Here is a 17,167-nt window from a genome sequence, read left to right as displayed (position 1 = left end):
AAGCGTTAATTACTTCTTCTTATTTTTCACGTATTTTTCGAGCCATTCATCTTGCTCCCACAATAAGTGCATGATGCTTTCTTTTGCGCGATAGCCATGAGACTCTTTCGGTAACATAACCAGCCTTGCCGTTGCCCCTAAGCCTTTTAGCGCATTAAAGTAACGCTCACTTTGCAATGGATATGTACCACTATTGTTGTCAGCTTCACCATGGATTAACAACAATGGTGTTTTCATTTTATCAGCATGCATAAATGGCGACATAGTGTAGTAGACCTCTGGTGCTTCCCAGTAAGAGCGTTCTTCTGATTGGAAGCCAAATGGCGTCAATGTTCTATTGTATGCACCACTACGAGCAATACCCGCAGCAAAAAGATCAGAATGTGATAACAGGTTCGCTACCATGAATGCACCATAACTATGACCGCCAACAGCAACACGCTCAGGATCAATAAGACCACGCTCGTCCAATGTATCTATTGCCGCTTTTGCATTGGCAACTAACTGCGTTCTAAACGTGTCATTAGGCTCTTCATCACCTTCACCGACGATAGGGAACGCTGCATCATCAAGTACTACGTAACCTTTCTTAACCCAGTAAATTGGTGAGCCCCAGAATGGGTACGTAAACTCATTCGGGTTCTGCGTGTTTTGACCAGCACTACTCTTATCTTTGTATTCACGCGGATAAGCCCAAAGAATCATTGGGTAACGCTTACCTTCTTCGTAGTTTGTCGGTAAATATAATGTACCTGTTAAGTCTAAACCGTCATCTCGTTTGTAGTTAATGACTTCTTTCTTAACGTTTTGCAGGCTTTGGAAAGGGTTTGCAAAGTCTGTCAATTGCTGAAGATCATCACTTCCTAAGTTACGGAAGAAGTAGTTCGGGTATTGGTCGCTTGATTCAATGCGCACTAGTAGTTGTTGATTCTTTACGTCAAAATCACGTAGATCTTCAATTCTGTCAGTGTATGGAGACTGGTATAAACGTTCCGTTTCTTTGCTTGCTAGCGTTAAGCGATCAAGAAATGGAAATTGACCTTTATCACTAAAACCATCACCAAGCATATAAACTTGACCTTCATCCATCGCCATTACTGAACGGCCGAACTCATTTCGGCGAGTCACGATGTTGCCAGGATCACTATATGCATCTTGGTAGTTGCGGTCATAAAGTACAACCGGTGCCTGCTCAGCGTTTGACGGGTTGAATAAATACGTTTTGGTATTTCGAGTATTCCACCAGTAATCAACCGCTAACGCGTTGTCATCATCACCCCACATAACTGTATATAGGCGGTTGATGCTTTTCATTAATGGTTTTGCGTCACCACTAAACGGCGCGTCCAGCTCACTAAGTTGATCACGATGTGCTACTTCATTAGCAGCGTCACCACCGTCTAATGCTTCAACAAAGTAAAGTGTCGCTGGCTTATCATTTCGCCATGCGATATTACGGCGGCCTTCTCGCACCGACATGAAACCTTTTGGTAAGTCTTCAATTAACGGTACAGAAACAATTTCTTCGACGGCTTTACCTTTTTTAGAATAGACCGTCGATGTCATTGGAAAGCGACGGTATGGTACTAAATATGAAAATGGGCGTTGGTACTGAGTCACAAGAACATACTTGCCATTTGGTGACACTGAAATACCACCGAACATACCTGCATCTGCCCAGTCTTTAACTTTACCCTTGAGAGAAACGACTTTAATTTCAGAACGCGCTAATTGTTCGAAGTTAAACTCGTCGTTTTTATTTTTTAATAAGTCTTGGTATGTGCGGTTTTGAGCTTTTTTACCATCACTTACACTAATTGTTGGACCTACAGGAATAGCCGCTTCAGCGTTAATCAAAGGTTTGCGATCTTCTGGTAACATTTTAACTAACAACGACTTATTGTCTTGCATCCAGTCAATTGGATTGCCCATGTTAGCGTTAAGCGTCGCTTTGGTTAGTTTGCGCACTTTGGCTTTAGCAACGTCAAGTACCCACAACTCAACACCCGTTGCCGTCGTATGCGTCATCGCAATGTATTTTTGATTAGGCGACCAAACAAAATTGGCGAAACGTGGTTTTTCAGGTAAACCTTTCACAGATTTACGCTTTGTATCACCTACGTTTTGAATTTTAATATCGTTGAAGTACGTAATTCGGCTACCAATATTAGTTTTTGGATCAATACGTAAACCCGCAAGCCTCATTTCTTTAATAGATAGTTCTTCAATCGATTTATATGTATCGCGAGATAGCAATACCATATGCTTACGCGCGTCATCGATTAATGTGTAGGGGGCGAGCTTAACGTCGACCAGCTCGAGTATCTCTTTAGATGGCTTCTGGTATTCAGGCGCATCTGCATTAGCACTAACGTGGACCGATGCAGATAACAAAAAGACACCAGAGAGCAACTTAATAAATTTGCGCAAATCTCTTTCTCCTTAATGATTATTACGCGAAATAATCTAGCAAAAACACAGCACTATGTCCTCGACCATGTGTAATAACAGATTCTTGAAAAGGTAAGATAAAGAAGGTCAGGTGGCGCTACAACACGACTATAGCGCCACTATGATTAACAAGTATTTAACAAATTAAATTGTTACAGAGTATGTATTTAAAGTGCGACAGAATGATCAATCTTAATCCATTGACCGTTTTCATATCTCAACTCGTAAAATGGCCAATAATGGTTATTGACTTTCAAGGTTGTTACTTTTGGATTGTTATTAAAATCTATGGTTTTAATTAGCACCGACTCCTGATGCTTTTTCCCTTTTACAGCTTGAATAAAGTCTTGTGTGGTACTAATTTTCTCACCATCAATTTCTACAATGCGTTGCATTGCAAACACTCCATATCGAGTTGCAGGTGAACCATATTGATAGCTCGCAACATAAACCCCTTCAGAGCTAACGTTACCTTGAAGTTGGGCAGCTCGATGCGGTGCATGCAAGTACAATCCAGACCAAAACAGAACTTGGTCTATATCGGTTCCATATAATGCTTGGGTCGCTATTGATGATGTTTTGATTTGTCCTTGACTGAAGTATGTCACGTCAACACTTGGCGCCTGTGATAGCTTTTCCACTTGCTTAAAGGTCGAAACCGGCGTGTCGTTAATAGCGAGTAGAATATCACCACGCTTCAAGAATTCAGCACTATTAGAACTTGTCGACACATTATAAATAGCCAACACTTTGTTTTTCGGATTTGTTTCTTGTAATCGTGTTAGCCATTGATCAGGTAAGCCCATTTGAAGTGCATCAACCGGGGGAATCATCGTCATAGAGATATCAAGCGAGTATATTGGCGTTTGTAAGTTCATGTGCTCAATCATCTCTTTGACATAATGAACCGATAACCCCGCAATTGAGCTACTTTGATTTTTACCAGAAGCATCAGCTGCATCGAAAACAAACCACAAACCTGCAACTTGATAGTCACTGTTAACGATAATGCCGTCAATTTCAGGGTTAGGGTTAACAAAATGGGTTGCTTGAATGTTTTTATCTATAAACTGAGGAACATTGTAATCACGCAACCAAAACTCTTCTGTTGTATCAACTTGGGTTTCACGATATTCAACGACGCCATCATAATTCAGGCCCATTTGGACAATCGTTTCACCTTTTTCCATTGGTTTATCGCTAAGTACAGCCTGTGAAACTTGTACATTGGGTAAATCACTTGGCTGATATGAAAGTAACGTTAAGTTATGAAGTGGATGGATATACTCAACCTTGGCATCAATCTCAAAACGATTGTTGAAGGTCAGTTTAACGTCTCCTAATTTGCTAAATGCGACACTTTGCGCGACAACTACCCATCCTTTTTCGATATCAACAATAACACCTGTGCCGTAATGGTTTTTATCACCACTACGACCTTGGATAGAGTATGGGCTACTAAAAGAAACTCTAACGAGTGTGTCCTCTAGACGCTTAGAATCAACAATCGCCAGCTGACCATTATTTGTATCAGTGGCTACTGCATCCCTGTTTTCATCTTGATACTTCTGACACGGCCAATAAGGGAGAGTGGCGGTTTTTTCACATCGACTATGTTCGAACCATTTTCGATTAATCTCTACCAGGCTGTAGTTGGTCGACCTTGGCGTTGAAAAATCAAAGTAACGCAAATGCACTTTTGTGCCATTATCAATTTCTTGGAAGGCCGCATTTAACTGGTCAACATGCGTAATCTTTTGTCCGTTAAATTCAGTGATGACACTTTTATCAGGCACCCCTGCTTTTTTAAATGAGCCACCGGAATTCGCGACATAAACACCTTCAATAGGTTTGTTAAAGTGGCGCGCTTGTTGATATGACAACGTGTGAAAAATACTACCATCAAATTTGACGATCGTTTGCGGGCTCAAGTCGTGCAAATCATCAACTTGTACATTTAGGCTCATGGCCTGTCCGCGTCGAATAACATTTATCTTGATAACTTGGCCTACATGCTGATTAAGCGCTGAAGCCAGCTGGGTAAAGTTAACCGCATCTTGATCATTAATCTCAAGCAATATATCGCCAACTTGTAACTGACTGTCGGCAGAGCTTTGCGGGATAATATTTCTGGCAACCAATAATCCTTTCAAACTAGGATATTTGTCACGATATTTTTTCTCCAAATCATCGCTTAATCCAAGCCTTTGTAGCTCTGCATATGGCGTCGAGTTAAACGTTGTTTTTAAGGTACCTCGGTTAATTTCTTTGCCTTGTTGCAGCTTCAACAGCGCCTCTTTAATTGGAGACAATGGCAAATAAAAGGCATTAGCAGACTTAGTTTGGCTACCGGCATTCAATGCAACGGCTTCGCCCTTGATGTTAACAACAGGGGCCCCAGATGAACCGCCAGAAGAGGATGTTGCGGCTTGGATATAATAGATGTTGAAGTCGTTATAATTGCCTTTCCCGTATTGCGGAGCATCTCGATCTAAACGAGAAATAGTACCGTCGAGTATCGATATCTTTTGACCCGCATCATTACCAATAATACGAATTGATTCACCAATTTCAGGCGTTTTGTCGCTCAAGATAAACTCATGGGGCTGCAAGTGCTTTATCTGTGCAGGGTCGTACTTGAAAAAGCCGAAGTCATGGATAGGGTCAAAATACAGCGGTGTTAAATCTATTTCTTCATTGTTTACTAAAATGGCTTTAGCGGTAACTGGACCAGGCGTAATCACGTGACGATTGGTTAAAATAATACCTTGAGTCGCATCAACAACAAAGCCCGTTGCATAGCTACTCCTGTTCCACCGTCCATCAAAACTCAGAGGCACGTCAGTTTGAATACTAACAACACCACTGGAAACATTGTTTACCGTTTTATTCCAGCGCTCTTCTGAATTTTTTGGCGAGCAAGCTGTTAGGCTCATTAACGCAACGGTAGCGACAAGCGTCATCACACCGAATTTTTGCCAACTATTCATGAATATCCTTTTCTTTCTATTCTTACTAAATTTTCACCTACTTTAGCGATAAACCGACCAAAGACCAAGGAGTTATCTGCATGATTGGACTAAAAAATCTTAGCATTTAGTAGGTGGCAAATAAAAAAGCCAGTATGGTAATACATACTGGCTTTAAGCATTGGAAACGTGTTTGTTAGATAAAGGCGAATGCGTCTGCAAACATGTGCTCTTTAATTCCACCTTGTTCTATGAAATCTTGACGTACTTTACCCACCATATCGAATCGACCTGCAAGATAGATATCGTAAGGTTCAAAGCTCACAATATCTTTCATTGCTACTTCATGCACTAAGCCTACTTTCCCTTGCCAATCTGCATCTGGATTTTCAACCACAGGAATAAAGCTCGCATGCGCTAATTTAGCGATTGTTTGTGCCGTCTTTTCTAACTCATAACATGCACTTGGTTCACGCAGCCCCCAATAAACAATGACAGGACGTTGGCAATTAACATTCACTAAATGTTCAAAGATTGATTTGATGTAAGAAAACCCAGTGCCACCAGCAAGTAATAAAATCGGACGCTCACTGTCCGCTCTAAATTGCGCTTTTCCTGCAGGTACTTCAATCTGAACAGTGTCCGACGATTTAATTCGATCAATGACCTGCATCGGGTAACTATCCGCACCAAAGGCACCGATTTGTAGCTCTATCAAATCACTTTCAGGTGCACTAGCAATTGAAAAAGGACGTTTATCATCTTCACTCATGACAAAATTTAAATATTGTCCCGCTTCAAATGAAACAGCTTGCTCAGGCTTCAATAATACCTTGTATACATGCTCTGTTAGCGGACTAAGTTGTTCTACCTGACAGGTAATTGTTTTCATACTAAACCTTACATCTTGGTTGGCGATCAAAGCCACTCAGCTAATCTAAAATACCGAGTGACTGCCAAATTTCATCTACTTCTTGTTTAACGGCATCATCCATCACGATGGGGACACCCCACTCTCGATCGGTTTCACCAGGCCATTTATTCGTCGCATCTAGACCCATTTTTGAACCTAAACCAGACACAGGAGATGCAAAATCTAGATAATCAATCGGTGTATTATCTATTAACGTAGTATCTCTGGTTGGGTCCATACGTGTTGTCATCGCCCAAATAACATCATTCCAATCACGCGCATTAACATCATCATCGCAAACGATAACAAATTTGGTGTACATAAACTGTCTCAAGAAAGACCATACACCCATCATTACGCGTTTCGCATGTCCTGGATATTGTTTCTTAATCGTTACCACTGCCATACGATACGAGCAACCTTCTGGCGGCAAATAGAAATCAACAATTTCAGGAAATTGCTTTTGAATAATAGGTACAAACACTTCGTTTAATGCAACACCTAATATTGCAGGTTCATCAGGCGGACGACCTGTATAAGTACTGTGATATATCGGTTTTTGCCTCTGCGTGATATGCGTCACAGTAAACACCGGGAAGTCATCTACTTCATTGTAGTAACCTGTGTGATCACCATATGGACCTTCTGGTGCCATTTCGTCTGGATCAATATAACCCTCTAGCACGATTTCAGCTGATGCCGGCACCTGCAAATCATTGCTCACTGATTTAACAACTTCAGTTTTACTACCACGTAATAAGCCAGCAAAAGCATATTCAGATAACGTATCAGGAACAGGAGTAACAGCGCCTAAAATCGTTGCCGGATCAGCGCCTAATGCAACCGAAACTGGGAATTTTTCACCTGGATGTTCTTTTTTCCATTCAAAAAAGTCCAATGCTCCGCCTCGATGCGACAACCATCGCATAATAACCTTGTTCTTACCCAATAGCTGTTGACGATAAATACCAAGGTTCTGACGTTTTTTGTGAGGGCCTTTCGTAATCGTCAACCCCCATGTAATCAATGGCGCAACATCACCAGGCCAGCATAGTTGAATAGGTAATTTTGTTAAATCAACATCATCACCTGTTAATACAACTTCCTGACATGCTGCTTTCTTAACATGCTTCGCCGGCATATTAAGCACTTTTTTATATACAGGAATTTTATTGAGCGCATCGCGAAAACCTTTTGGTGGCTCGGGCTCTTTAAGCATTGCAAGCAACTTACCCAGTTCTCTTAAGGCTGTTAGATCAGGTTGCCCCATTGCAAGAGCAACACGCTCTGGCGTACCAAATAAGTTGGTAAGCACTGGCATATCAAACCCTATTGGGTTTTCAAAAAGCAAAGCAGGACCTTTAGCACGTAAAGTACGATCACTAATTTCCGTCATTGTTAGCTCAGTAGAAATCGGTTGAGATATTCTTTTGAGCTGACCCATGGCTTCGAGCTGTTCGATAAAATCGCGTAAGTCGTTGTATTTCATTGAGCGTTGCGTTCTAAAATTTGCTGAGCATTATAGCTTGAGATATCGTCGAAAGCATTAACCAAAGTAAGAAGATTAATTAGTTGAGCTTTTCAATCTCATTTGACTCGTCATAAGCCTGCAATAAGCGACTAATCAATTGAGGGTCTGTCCCTTTGCTAAATGCAAAATATAGTTGAGTTGACGGTACAGGTAACGGATGAAACTCTACTAACAGATCACAATCTAGGCTCATTTTCTGACAAAATGCGGCAACACTCGTCCTGTTTGCCGGGATCGCATCGATACGCTTTTGATTAAGCATAGTGACCATTTGAACGGGGTTATTTACACGCTGTATGTTCTCAAACTGTTTTGTCGTTAAATATTGCTCTGTAGCTGAATTACGAATAGCGGCTATGCTTAACTTTTTTAATTGCTCTACAGGCATTTGAGAGAAGGCTAATTGGTTTTCTTTTAATGTGTACAATGAATAACTGAGGTCCGTAATTGGTCTGCCCCAAATAAAACTATGCTCACGTGCAGGCGTTCTAGCTATTGAAAAAATGAGTACATTCGGTGTTTCCAGCGCAATATTGTAGGCACGTGCCCATGGCAATACTTCAATATCAGGCGTTAAGTTAGCGGCGGCTAACATTTTCTTTACTGTTTCAGCATTTTCACCTTTAATTTCATCGTTCTCTAAATACTGAACTGGATATGAATTCTCAGTAACAACCCGTAAATTTGATGCTTCAACCGATAAGGTATAAAAAAACATCAAAAAAAGTACGTTTAGCGCCTTTTTCTCAATTTTCATACAAGCTATTAATTTATTTAAAGTTTTATAAACGTTTATGCCGTGCATGTAGCAACTACCAAAAATGAAAAAGCCAGCGATAACGCTGGCTCCAAAGTAACTATATGATTTACTTACGTTTCATGGAATCAAAGAATTCATCATTGGTTTTGGTCATCGCCAATTTATCAATCAAGAATTCCATGGCATCGATTTCACCCATCTCGTGAACAATCTTGCGCAGAATCCACATTTTTTGTAACTCATCAGGTTTAGTTAATAACTCTTCGCGACGAGTACCACTGCGGTTAATGTGAATAGCTGGGAAAACGCGTTTTTCAGCAACTTTACGAGAAAGGTGTAATTCCATATTACCTGTACCTTTAAATTCCTCGTAAATAACTTCATCCATTTTTGAGCCAGTTTCGATTAGTGCTGTTGCAATAATCGTTAAACTACCACCTTCCTCGATGTTACGTGCTGCACCAAAGAAGCGTTTTGGACGGTGTAATGCATTAGCATCTACACCACCAGTTAAAATCTTACCAGACGAAGGGATCACGGTGTTGTATGCACGAGCTAAACGCGTAATAGAGTCGAGTAAGATAACAACATCTTTTTTGTGTTCAGTTAAACGTTTAGCTTTTTCGATAACCATTTCCGCAACTTGCACGTGACGGCTAGCTGGCTCATCAAATGTTGACGCTACGACTTCACCTTTTACGAGGCGTTGCATCTCTGTTACTTCTTCAGGGCGCTCATCGATAAGCAATACCATTAGCTCACACTCAGGGTGATTATGAGCAATACTTTGAGCAATATTTTGTAGTAAAAGCGTTTTACCTGCTTTAGGAGGTGCAACGATTAAACCACGTTGACCTTTACCAATTGGCGATGCTAAATCTAGAACACGTGCAGTAATGTCTTCCGTTGAGCCATTACCACGTTCCATACCTAAACGTTCATTAGCATGAATCGGTGTTAAGTTTTCGAATAAAATTTTATTACGAGAGTTTTCAGGGCGGTCAAAGTTAACTTCATTCACTTTTAATAGTGCAAAGTAGCGCTCACCGTCTTTAGGTGGGCGAATTTTACCCTGAATAGTATCACCCGTTCGCAAGCTGAAACGGCGAATTTGACTTGGTGATACATAAATATCATCTGGACCCGCTAAGTATGATGAGTCGGCAGAACGCAGAAAACCAAAACCGTCTTGAAGAATCTCAAGTACACCACCACCAAAAATATCTTCACCACTTTTTGCGTGTGCTTTTAAGATAGCGAAAATAATATCTTGTTTACGATGCCTTGCGAGATGCTCAAGTTTCATAGACTCAGCAAGTTGCACCAATTCGTTAATCGATTTTTCTTTTAGTTCGGTAAGATTCATAGTGAGAGTACTTAACAATATTTAATATGTTTGATTGCCTGATGGCTAATGCAAATTATTATAGAAAGTGTTTTGGTTGATATGTAATGTCGGTTGAATGCTAAACTTAGCATTAATTTCCAAATAGGTAAAGAAAGTGGCCTTTCTTTCTAGGTTTTCTAGGTGCCAAATAGCAAAAAAGCCCTAAAAAGGGCTTTTTTCATTATAAGTTGTTATCTAAAAACTCTTTTAATTGAGTTTTTGATAAAGCACCAACTTTAGTGTCTGCAACGTTACCGTCTTTGAATAAAAGTAGCGTTGGGATACCACGAATGCCGTACTTAGGTGGTGTACCAGCATTTTGGTCGATGTTTAATTTAGCTACTGTTACTTTGCCGTCGTATTCTTCAGCAATGTCATTTAATAGCGGGGCGATCATTTTACAAGGACCACACCATTCAGCCCAAAAATCAACAAGTACAGGACCAGATGCATTGATTACATCTGCTTCAAAACTATCATCTGTTAGCTGAACAATCTTATCGCTCATTATTTTCTCCGTTGTATGTGGCCTAAATGCCTAATGGTTGAAGAGTATAACGTCATCTTCACCAGATACCAAACCAAGATATATCACCCTTTTATATAATTAATTCCGACCCGCTCAAATAATAAGGAAGGAATAACCACAACAAGGATAAAAATCATCATTAACTTCTATATTGGGGCATAGATTAAATAATCAATAGTTTTTTATTAACTGCTTACCTGTTAAGCTAGCAGCCATGAAAAAAACACACTTATCAGATAAAAAGTTTGCCGACTTAAACCTTGACCCAAAGGTAGTGACCGGTTTACATGCCATGGGCTTTCAACAATGTACTTCTATCCAGGCAAAATCGTTGCCAGTACTGATTGAAGGTAAAGATATCGCAGGTCAAGCGCAAACAGGTGAAGGTAAAACCATTGCCTTTCTAGCCGCCACATTCCACCGACTGATGCAGTCAGAAAGACCAAACAATAATAATCCGCGTGCGATTATTATGGCGCCAACCCGAGAGCTTGCCGTTCAAATCCAAAAAGATGCTGTTGAAATGGCAAAAAGCACTGGCTTGCGCGTTGGTGTTGTTTATGGTGGTGAAGGTTATGATTCACAGCGCGAAACACTAGAGAAGGGCGTTGATATCCTTATCGGCACTTGTGGTCGATTAATCGACTATCTGAAACAAGGTGTTTATCAATTAAATAATATTGAAGCCGTGGTTCTTGACGAAGCCGACCGTATGTTCGATTTAGGCTTTATTAAAGACATTCGCTATTTATTTAGACGTATGCCTGAAGCAAAAGAACGTCTAAACATGCTGTTCTCTGCAACTTTGTCATTCCGTGTGAAAGAGCTTGCTTTTGAACATATGAATGACCCTGTAAGTGTTGAGATAGAACCAGAACAAAAAACGAATTTACGTATCTCAGAAGAGTTATTTTATCCGTCAAACGAAGACAAAATGACGTTGCTTCAAACCTTAATTGAAGAAGAATGGCCAGAAAAAGCGATTATTTTCGCGAACACGAAGCATTCATGTGAAAACGTCTATAACTACCTAGTGGCAGATAAGCACCGCGTTGGTTTATTAACGGGTGATATCCCACAAAAGAAACGCTTAAATATCTTAGAAAGTTTCAAAAAAGGTAATTTAGACATTTTAGTTGCAACAGACGTGGCGGCACGAGGACTTCATATTCCTTCTGTTAGTCATGTATTTAACTATGATTTACCAGATGACTGCGAAGATTACGTGCATCGCATTGGTCGAACCGGTCGTGCAGGTGCAACAGGCCATGCGATTAGCCTTGCTTGTGAAGAATACGTATTTAATCTACCGGCTATTGAAACTTACATTGAGCACACGTTACCAGTAAGTAAGTACGATCCTGACGCGCTACTCACAGACTTACCAAAGCCTAAACCAAGACAACGCCGTCATAAGCCACACAACGGTGGCCAAAACCGAGCAAAAACATCGTATAACAAGCAACGCAGAAATTAACTTATGTCTTACCCTTTGTATGCTGTCATTGATTTAGGCTCAAACAGCTTTCATATGCTAATTACTCGGCAATTAGCTGACAGCGTACAAATTGTTGATAAAGTTAAACGCAAAGTTCGTTTAGCTAGCGGATTAGACGAAAACAATATCCTCAGTAACGAAAGCATTGAACGTGGCCTTGAATGTATGCGTTTTTTTGCTGAACGTTTGCAAGACTTTCCAAAACAAAATATCCGTATAGTTGCGACAGCGACCTTAAGACTTGCCAAAAATCGAGACGATTTTATTTCGCAAGCTAATCAAATTCTTGGCCACAACATCCAGCTGTTATCTGGTGTCGACGAAGCAAAAACCATCTACAAAGGTGTCGCTTATACCTCGAATATTAAAGGGAACAAGCTTGTATTTGATATTGGTGGTGCGAGTACGGAAATCATTATTGGTGAGAATGTAGAACCGTTAAAAGCAGTTAGTTTAGACATCGGCTGCGTCACCTTTAACAACGCATTCTTCAAGCAAGGTGAATTAGCTGAGCAAGCGTTTGAGCAAGCAATTATCAGAGCAAAAACGAAGATAGCGACCATTATTGAAGACTATCAAACGATTCCATTTGATGTTGTATTAGGTGGTTCAGGTACCATGCAAGCACTTGCTGAAATACTCATGCATCAGCAAAAACCAACGATTATCGATTACCAATTTTTGCGCGATATGCAGCAACAGCTAATCAATAGCAAAACAATTGATGCTATTGATATTGGCGGCTTAGTTGGTGAACGTATTCCAGTATTTGCTAGTGGTTTAACCATACTCATTGCGTTGTTCGAATCTTTTAAAGTTGAATCGTTGCGTTTATCTGCTGGTGCTCTGCGCGAAGGCTTGTTGTACGACATGTTACCGAGCACTAAAACAATCGATATTGCAACGTTAACGATTAACTCAATGATGACAAAATATCACGTTGATCAACCACATAGTCAACGTGTCCTAAATCTTGCCAACGAAATTTTTAGTGCTTGTGTTAATTCATGGTCAGCGCTAGAGCAACAAGATGAGTTTATTCTTAATGCTGCCTGTCAATTACATGAAATAGGCTTATTAATTGAATATAAAAAGCACCAAAAACACGGCGCATATCTAGTGAATAACAGCCAAATGCTTGGCTTTAATCAAACGGAAAAGCAAACGCTCGCTATGCTTATTGAGCAACAAAAAGAAGCGATTGATCTTGATAAACTGGCAAATCAATTATTGCCAATTAAAACTTGTGCGGCGTTGCTGGTTATCTTCAGGTTAGCGATTATGTTGGCAAGTCGTCGTCAAGATAAACACTTACCAAAATTACGTATTAGCGCCGAAGCCAATACCTTAACTATGGGCTTTGAATCGGCTTGGCTTGATAGCCACCCGTTAATCCACGATGAGCTTACTCAAGAGATCAACCGGGTGGCTAAACTAGGTATCAATCTGACGATTAATACCTAATCTTAAGCAAATACTAATTATCTTCTTTCAACCACTGTGCTACCTGTTTAGCAAAGTAAGTTAAAATGCCGTCTGCACCTGCTCGTTTAAACGCTAATAGACCTTCCATGACACATGGTTTTTCTGCTAACCAACCATTTTGAATGGCTGCCATATGCATGGCATATTCACCACTTACTTGATAAGCATATGTAGGTACTTGGAAGTTATCTTTTACGCGACGCACGATATCTAAGTAAGGCATGCCCGGCTTTACCATTACCATATCAGCACCTTCATGAATATCTTGGGCGATTTCATGTAACGCTTCATCACTGTTTGCAGGGTCCATTTGGTAAGAGTATTTGTTGCCGCCTTTAATGTTACCTGCAGAACCAACAGCATCTCTAAATGGGCCGTAGTAGTTTGACGCATACTTTGCTGAGTAAGCTAAAATACGTGTGTTAACAAAACCGTTTTCTTCAAGTATTTCGCGGATTGCGCCAACTCGACCATCCATCATATCTGACGGTGCCACGACATCAGCGCCAGCTTCGGCATGAGACAATGCCTGTTTAACTAAGATGTCTTTTGTGACTTCATTTAGCACATAGCCGTCGTCATCAATGATGCCATCTTGGCCATGCGTCGTGAATGGATCTAATGCAACGTCAGTAATAACACCTAATTCAGGAAATTTAGCTTTAAGCGCACGCACCGCTCTTTGAGCTAATCCTTCGGAGTTATATGCCTCTTCCGCCATTAATGACTTCTTATCACTTGGGGTAACCGGGAAAAGAGCAACCGCAGGAATACCTAAGTCAACGAGCTCTTGCGCTTCTTCAAGTAGCAAGTCTATGCTCTTACGCTCAACACCCGGCATAGAGGGTACAGCTTCTCGTTGATTCTCACCATCTAAAACGAACACAGGGTAAATTAAATCATTTACGGTTAATTGATTTTCCGACATTAATCGGCGAGAGAAATCATCTGCTCTCATGCGTCGCATACGACGAGCAGGGTATTGTCCAAAATTCTTTGTCATTGTCTTTTATTTATCCAAATTTAATGGCAGAAACTGTATTTGATTTCGGCCTTCATTTTTTGCTCGATACAATGCTTTGTCAGCACAGCTAAATAAGGTTTCTACTGTAGCAAAGGACTCTTGTCGATAAGTTGAAATACCACAACTTATCGTTAAAGAAATTTCATGTTCATCTAAACTAATCGAATGCTCTTCTACTTGCTGACGTAGTTTCTCTGCTATAGCCATAGCACCTTCTTCATCCGTTTCCGGCAAAATAATACAAAATTCTTCACCGCCATATCGACATGCGATATCAGTACTACGCTGCGTTGTTAACTTAATTAGGGCTGCAACAGCAATCAGACTTTTATCGCCACCTAAATGGCCATATTCATCATTTACTTGCTTAAAGTAATCAATATCGATTAACACTAAACTTAGTGGCGTGAGATTTCGTTTGCTACGCCTAAACTCCGCCATAATCTTTTGATCGTAGAATCTACGATTATACAAACTCGTTAGCTCATCAGACGTATTCTTTTCTTCCAACTCTTGATTCACTTGTTCAAGCTCTTGCAATGCAATATTGAGCTCAAACGTGCGCTCTTGAACTCGCATTTCCAACTCTTCTTGAGTCGTATTCTGTAACGCTAATAGCTCTTCTTGTGCTTTCTTGGTTGCGTTAACCTGTGCCAGCGCTTCTTTTTGCGCTAATTGCTTATCTTGAATTTGATGTCGATATTGTTTACTTAACAGGAACACAACGAGAATATTATGCAACCAAAAGCCAACAAACATTAAGGTATGGGCTTGCTCAAACCAATAATAGGTATAACTAAAGTAATACAATATGCCTAAAATTAGTTGGATAGCTGAGATAATCGTAATCGCCAATGACAGGCGAACTTGTCGTTTATATAACTGCCAACCGATCACCACAATTGAACTGGTTACCGCGAAGTGCATAATACCTGAAATAGCATAATTTAAAGGCGTATCCAGCAATAGACTTAGCGGGATATATACCACTAATATCAAACTAAAGGTTTTTAAATAACGATAAGCATTAGGTAGGTTTTTCTTTAAATTAAACAGTCTCTCGATAAATAACATATAGAAGACTGCTGATATCGATCCAAGCACCGGATATTCGACGGCTCGAAGCTCAGGATAATCTGGAAACAAATAAAATAGATTATTTCCCATGGTTGTTGTCAACAATACGGTTCGAGTAATGAAGAATGCAAACAGCCACATCAAAGGAGCATTGCCGGTACCGAAATACAACAACAAGGCGGCGACAGATAAACAGAGCATACCACCAATGGCAAAACCCTGAGTAAACTGTGCGTCAAACGTGGCCTCAACAAACGCTGCTTCTTTTTTTAGTTTGATTTGTATATTTGCTGGCCAGTCAGTATCAACCACGATGAAGACCGTCGATTGACCAAAAGCTGGCAATGGAATCGAAGTGGACCATGTATCGTTATTACGAAGAGAGACCTCAAGGATTTTAGGATCTTGACGCTGATCGATATAAAAAATTTTGACTTCCGAAATCGCATTTCGGTTGGCGACATTGATGAATGCGGTCGTTGCTTCCGTATGATGGTTAGCTATCGGAACTTTTAACCAGTTTTTGCCTTCTTCTAGCGCAATAAAACGTTCAACCTTGTTGTCCTGCCACGCACTAGCGGGTGCAGCAAGCACTGCGGAAACAGAAGATACAGGTAGCGACTTAACACGTAATGATTGGTATTCGGTCACCAAAAATGCGGTAGATTTCTCTTTGAAACCATAAACAGTCTCAGCCGCGCTCACCCAAGACATCATTACCAAACAACACAGCATCACTAGCCTAGTCATGAGCACCGCCCAACTGGAAAACTTGGCGAGCATTCTCACTACTGTGCTCCATAATAAGATGCTTTTCTACACCATAAAGCTCAGCTAATGTTGATGCGACATAATCGAGATAGCTTGGTTCATTACGGCTTGATTTGGGCCTTGGACGAATTGTTCTGGGGGTGAGATAGGGTGCATCAGTCTCAATCATCAGACGGTCAAGCGGAATTAGATTGACGATACTCTGCAACTCTTTGCCTCGTCTTTCGTCGCACACCCAGCCGGTAATGCCTATATACATGTCATGAGCCAAGCATATCTCTAATTCACGTTGATTTCCGGTAAAACAATGAGACACCATTGCAGGCACCTGACCGATAAACGGTTTTAAGCACGTAAACCACTCTTCAAATGCATCGCGTTGATGCAAAAACAAAGGCTTTTGAAGGTGACACGCTAACTCAATTTGCGCGGTGAACACTCTTTTTTGATTTTCAGGGGTCGAGAAGTTGCGATTAAAATCCAAGCCACATTCGCCAATCGCTTTAACACAATCATTGTTAGACGCCAGCTCGCGCAATGTTTCAACAAAGTCGTCGCTGGCCTGATCAGCATCATGAGGGTGCACACCACAAGTGCTAGCAAGGTAATCAGGGTATTGCTGACACAAGGAGATCGCCTTTTGGCTTTCCTCTACGCTAGTTCCAGTCACCAAACAGTGGTTAACACCGGCTGACTTAGCGCGTGTAATCACGTCAGCTAAGTCTTTTGTAAACCGACTATTGGTTAGATTTACCCCAATATCAATCAAGCC

The 17,167-nt window shown here is 40.7% G+C and carries 12 protein-coding genes; 2 read left to right on the top strand and 10 right to left on the bottom strand.

Going from position 1 to position 17,167, the window contains the following annotated elements; translation table 11 throughout:
• Positions 1–9: 9 nt before the first annotated feature.
• The 7 genes from QQK05_RS12060 to trxA all read right to left on the bottom strand — a co-directional run bounded on the left by QQK05_RS12060 (position 10) and on the right by trxA (position 10,519).
• Positions 10–2,430: a S9 family peptidase gene (locus QQK05_RS12060; protein ID WP_284298905.1), complete on the bottom strand. Its 2,421-nt coding sequence runs from the start codon at positions 2,428–2,430 to the stop codon at positions 10–12.
• Between the two features lie 188 nt (positions 2,431–2,618).
• The gene (locus QQK05_RS12055) at positions 2,619–5,441 is read right to left on the bottom strand and encodes a trypsin-like peptidase domain-containing protein (protein ID WP_284298904.1); all 2,823 of its coding nucleotides are present in this window, start codon (positions 5,439–5,441) and stop codon (positions 2,619–2,621) included.
• Positions 5,442–5,616: 175 nt separating this feature from the next.
• A complete protein-coding gene (gene fre / locus QQK05_RS12050) occupies positions 5,617–6,312 on the bottom strand; it encodes an NAD(P)H-flavin reductase (RefSeq protein ID WP_284298903.1) in 696 nt (231 codons plus the stop codon).
• Between the two features lie 40 nt (positions 6,313–6,352).
• Positions 6,353–7,822 (bottom strand): 4-hydroxy-3-polyprenylbenzoate decarboxylase, encoded by a 1,470-nt coding sequence (gene ubiD / locus QQK05_RS12045; RefSeq protein WP_284298902.1) that lies wholly within the window; start codon positions 7,820–7,822, stop codon positions 6,353–6,355.
• A gap of 79 nt (positions 7,823–7,901) precedes the next feature.
• On the bottom strand, positions 7,902–8,621 hold the full coding sequence (locus QQK05_RS12040) for a substrate-binding periplasmic protein (RefSeq protein ID WP_284298901.1): 720 nt from the start codon (positions 8,619–8,621) through the stop codon (positions 7,902–7,904).
• A 109-nt stretch (positions 8,622–8,730) separates the two neighbouring features.
• Positions 8,731–9,990 carry a transcription termination factor Rho gene (gene rho, locus QQK05_RS12035; RefSeq protein ID WP_284298900.1) on the bottom strand — a complete coding sequence of 420 codons (1,260 nt, stop codon included), beginning with the start codon at positions 9,988–9,990 and terminating at the stop codon, positions 8,731–8,733.
• A gap of 202 nt (positions 9,991–10,192) precedes the next feature.
• Positions 10,193–10,519 (bottom strand): thioredoxin TrxA, encoded by a 327-nt coding sequence (gene trxA, locus QQK05_RS12030; protein ID WP_193022635.1) that lies wholly within the window; start codon positions 10,517–10,519, stop codon positions 10,193–10,195.
• Between the two features lie 235 nt (positions 10,520–10,754).
• Between trxA and rhlB the strand changes: the two genes are divergently transcribed.
• Entirely contained in the window at positions 10,755–12,017 is a 1,263-nt protein-coding gene (rhlB, locus tag QQK05_RS12025; protein WP_322790572.1) for an ATP-dependent RNA helicase RhlB, read from the top strand.
• Between the two features lie 3 nt (positions 12,018–12,020).
• A complete protein-coding gene (locus tag QQK05_RS12020) occupies positions 12,021–13,502 on the top strand; it encodes a Ppx/GppA phosphatase family protein (protein ID WP_284298899.1) in 1,482 nt (493 codons plus the stop codon).
• A gap of 13 nt (positions 13,503–13,515) precedes the next feature.
• On the opposite strand, the gene hemB is transcribed toward QQK05_RS12020, so the two are convergent.
• Genes hemB through QQK05_RS12005 form a run of 3 tightly spaced genes read right to left on the bottom strand, consistent with a single transcriptional unit; the run spans position 13,516 to position 17,164 of the window.
• Positions 13,516–14,526 carry a porphobilinogen synthase gene (gene hemB, locus QQK05_RS12015; protein ID WP_284298898.1) on the bottom strand — a complete coding sequence of 337 codons (1,011 nt, stop codon included), beginning with the start codon at positions 14,524–14,526 and terminating at the stop codon, positions 13,516–13,518.
• A gap of 6 nt (positions 14,527–14,532) precedes the next feature.
• Positions 14,533–16,374, bottom strand: coding sequence for a sensor domain-containing diguanylate cyclase (locus QQK05_RS12010; protein WP_284298897.1), 1,842 nt, complete (start codon positions 16,372–16,374; stop codon positions 14,533–14,535).
• Complete coding sequence (locus QQK05_RS12005) at positions 16,367–17,164, bottom strand: TatD family hydrolase (RefSeq protein ID WP_284298896.1); 798 nt, start codon at positions 17,162–17,164, stop codon at positions 16,367–16,369. Before QQK05_RS12005 ends, QQK05_RS12010 begins: the two co-directional genes overlap by 8 nt.
• Between the last annotated feature and the right edge of the window lie 3 nt (positions 17,165–17,167).

It is taken from the genome of Thalassotalea loyana, assembly GCF_030161435.1.
In the GTDB taxonomy this organism is placed as follows: domain Bacteria; phylum Pseudomonadota; class Gammaproteobacteria; order Enterobacterales; family Alteromonadaceae; genus Thalassotalea_G; species Thalassotalea_G loyana.
Note: the sequence above shows the minus strand (reverse complement) of the source record. Positions and strands in the feature narration are given on the sequence as shown.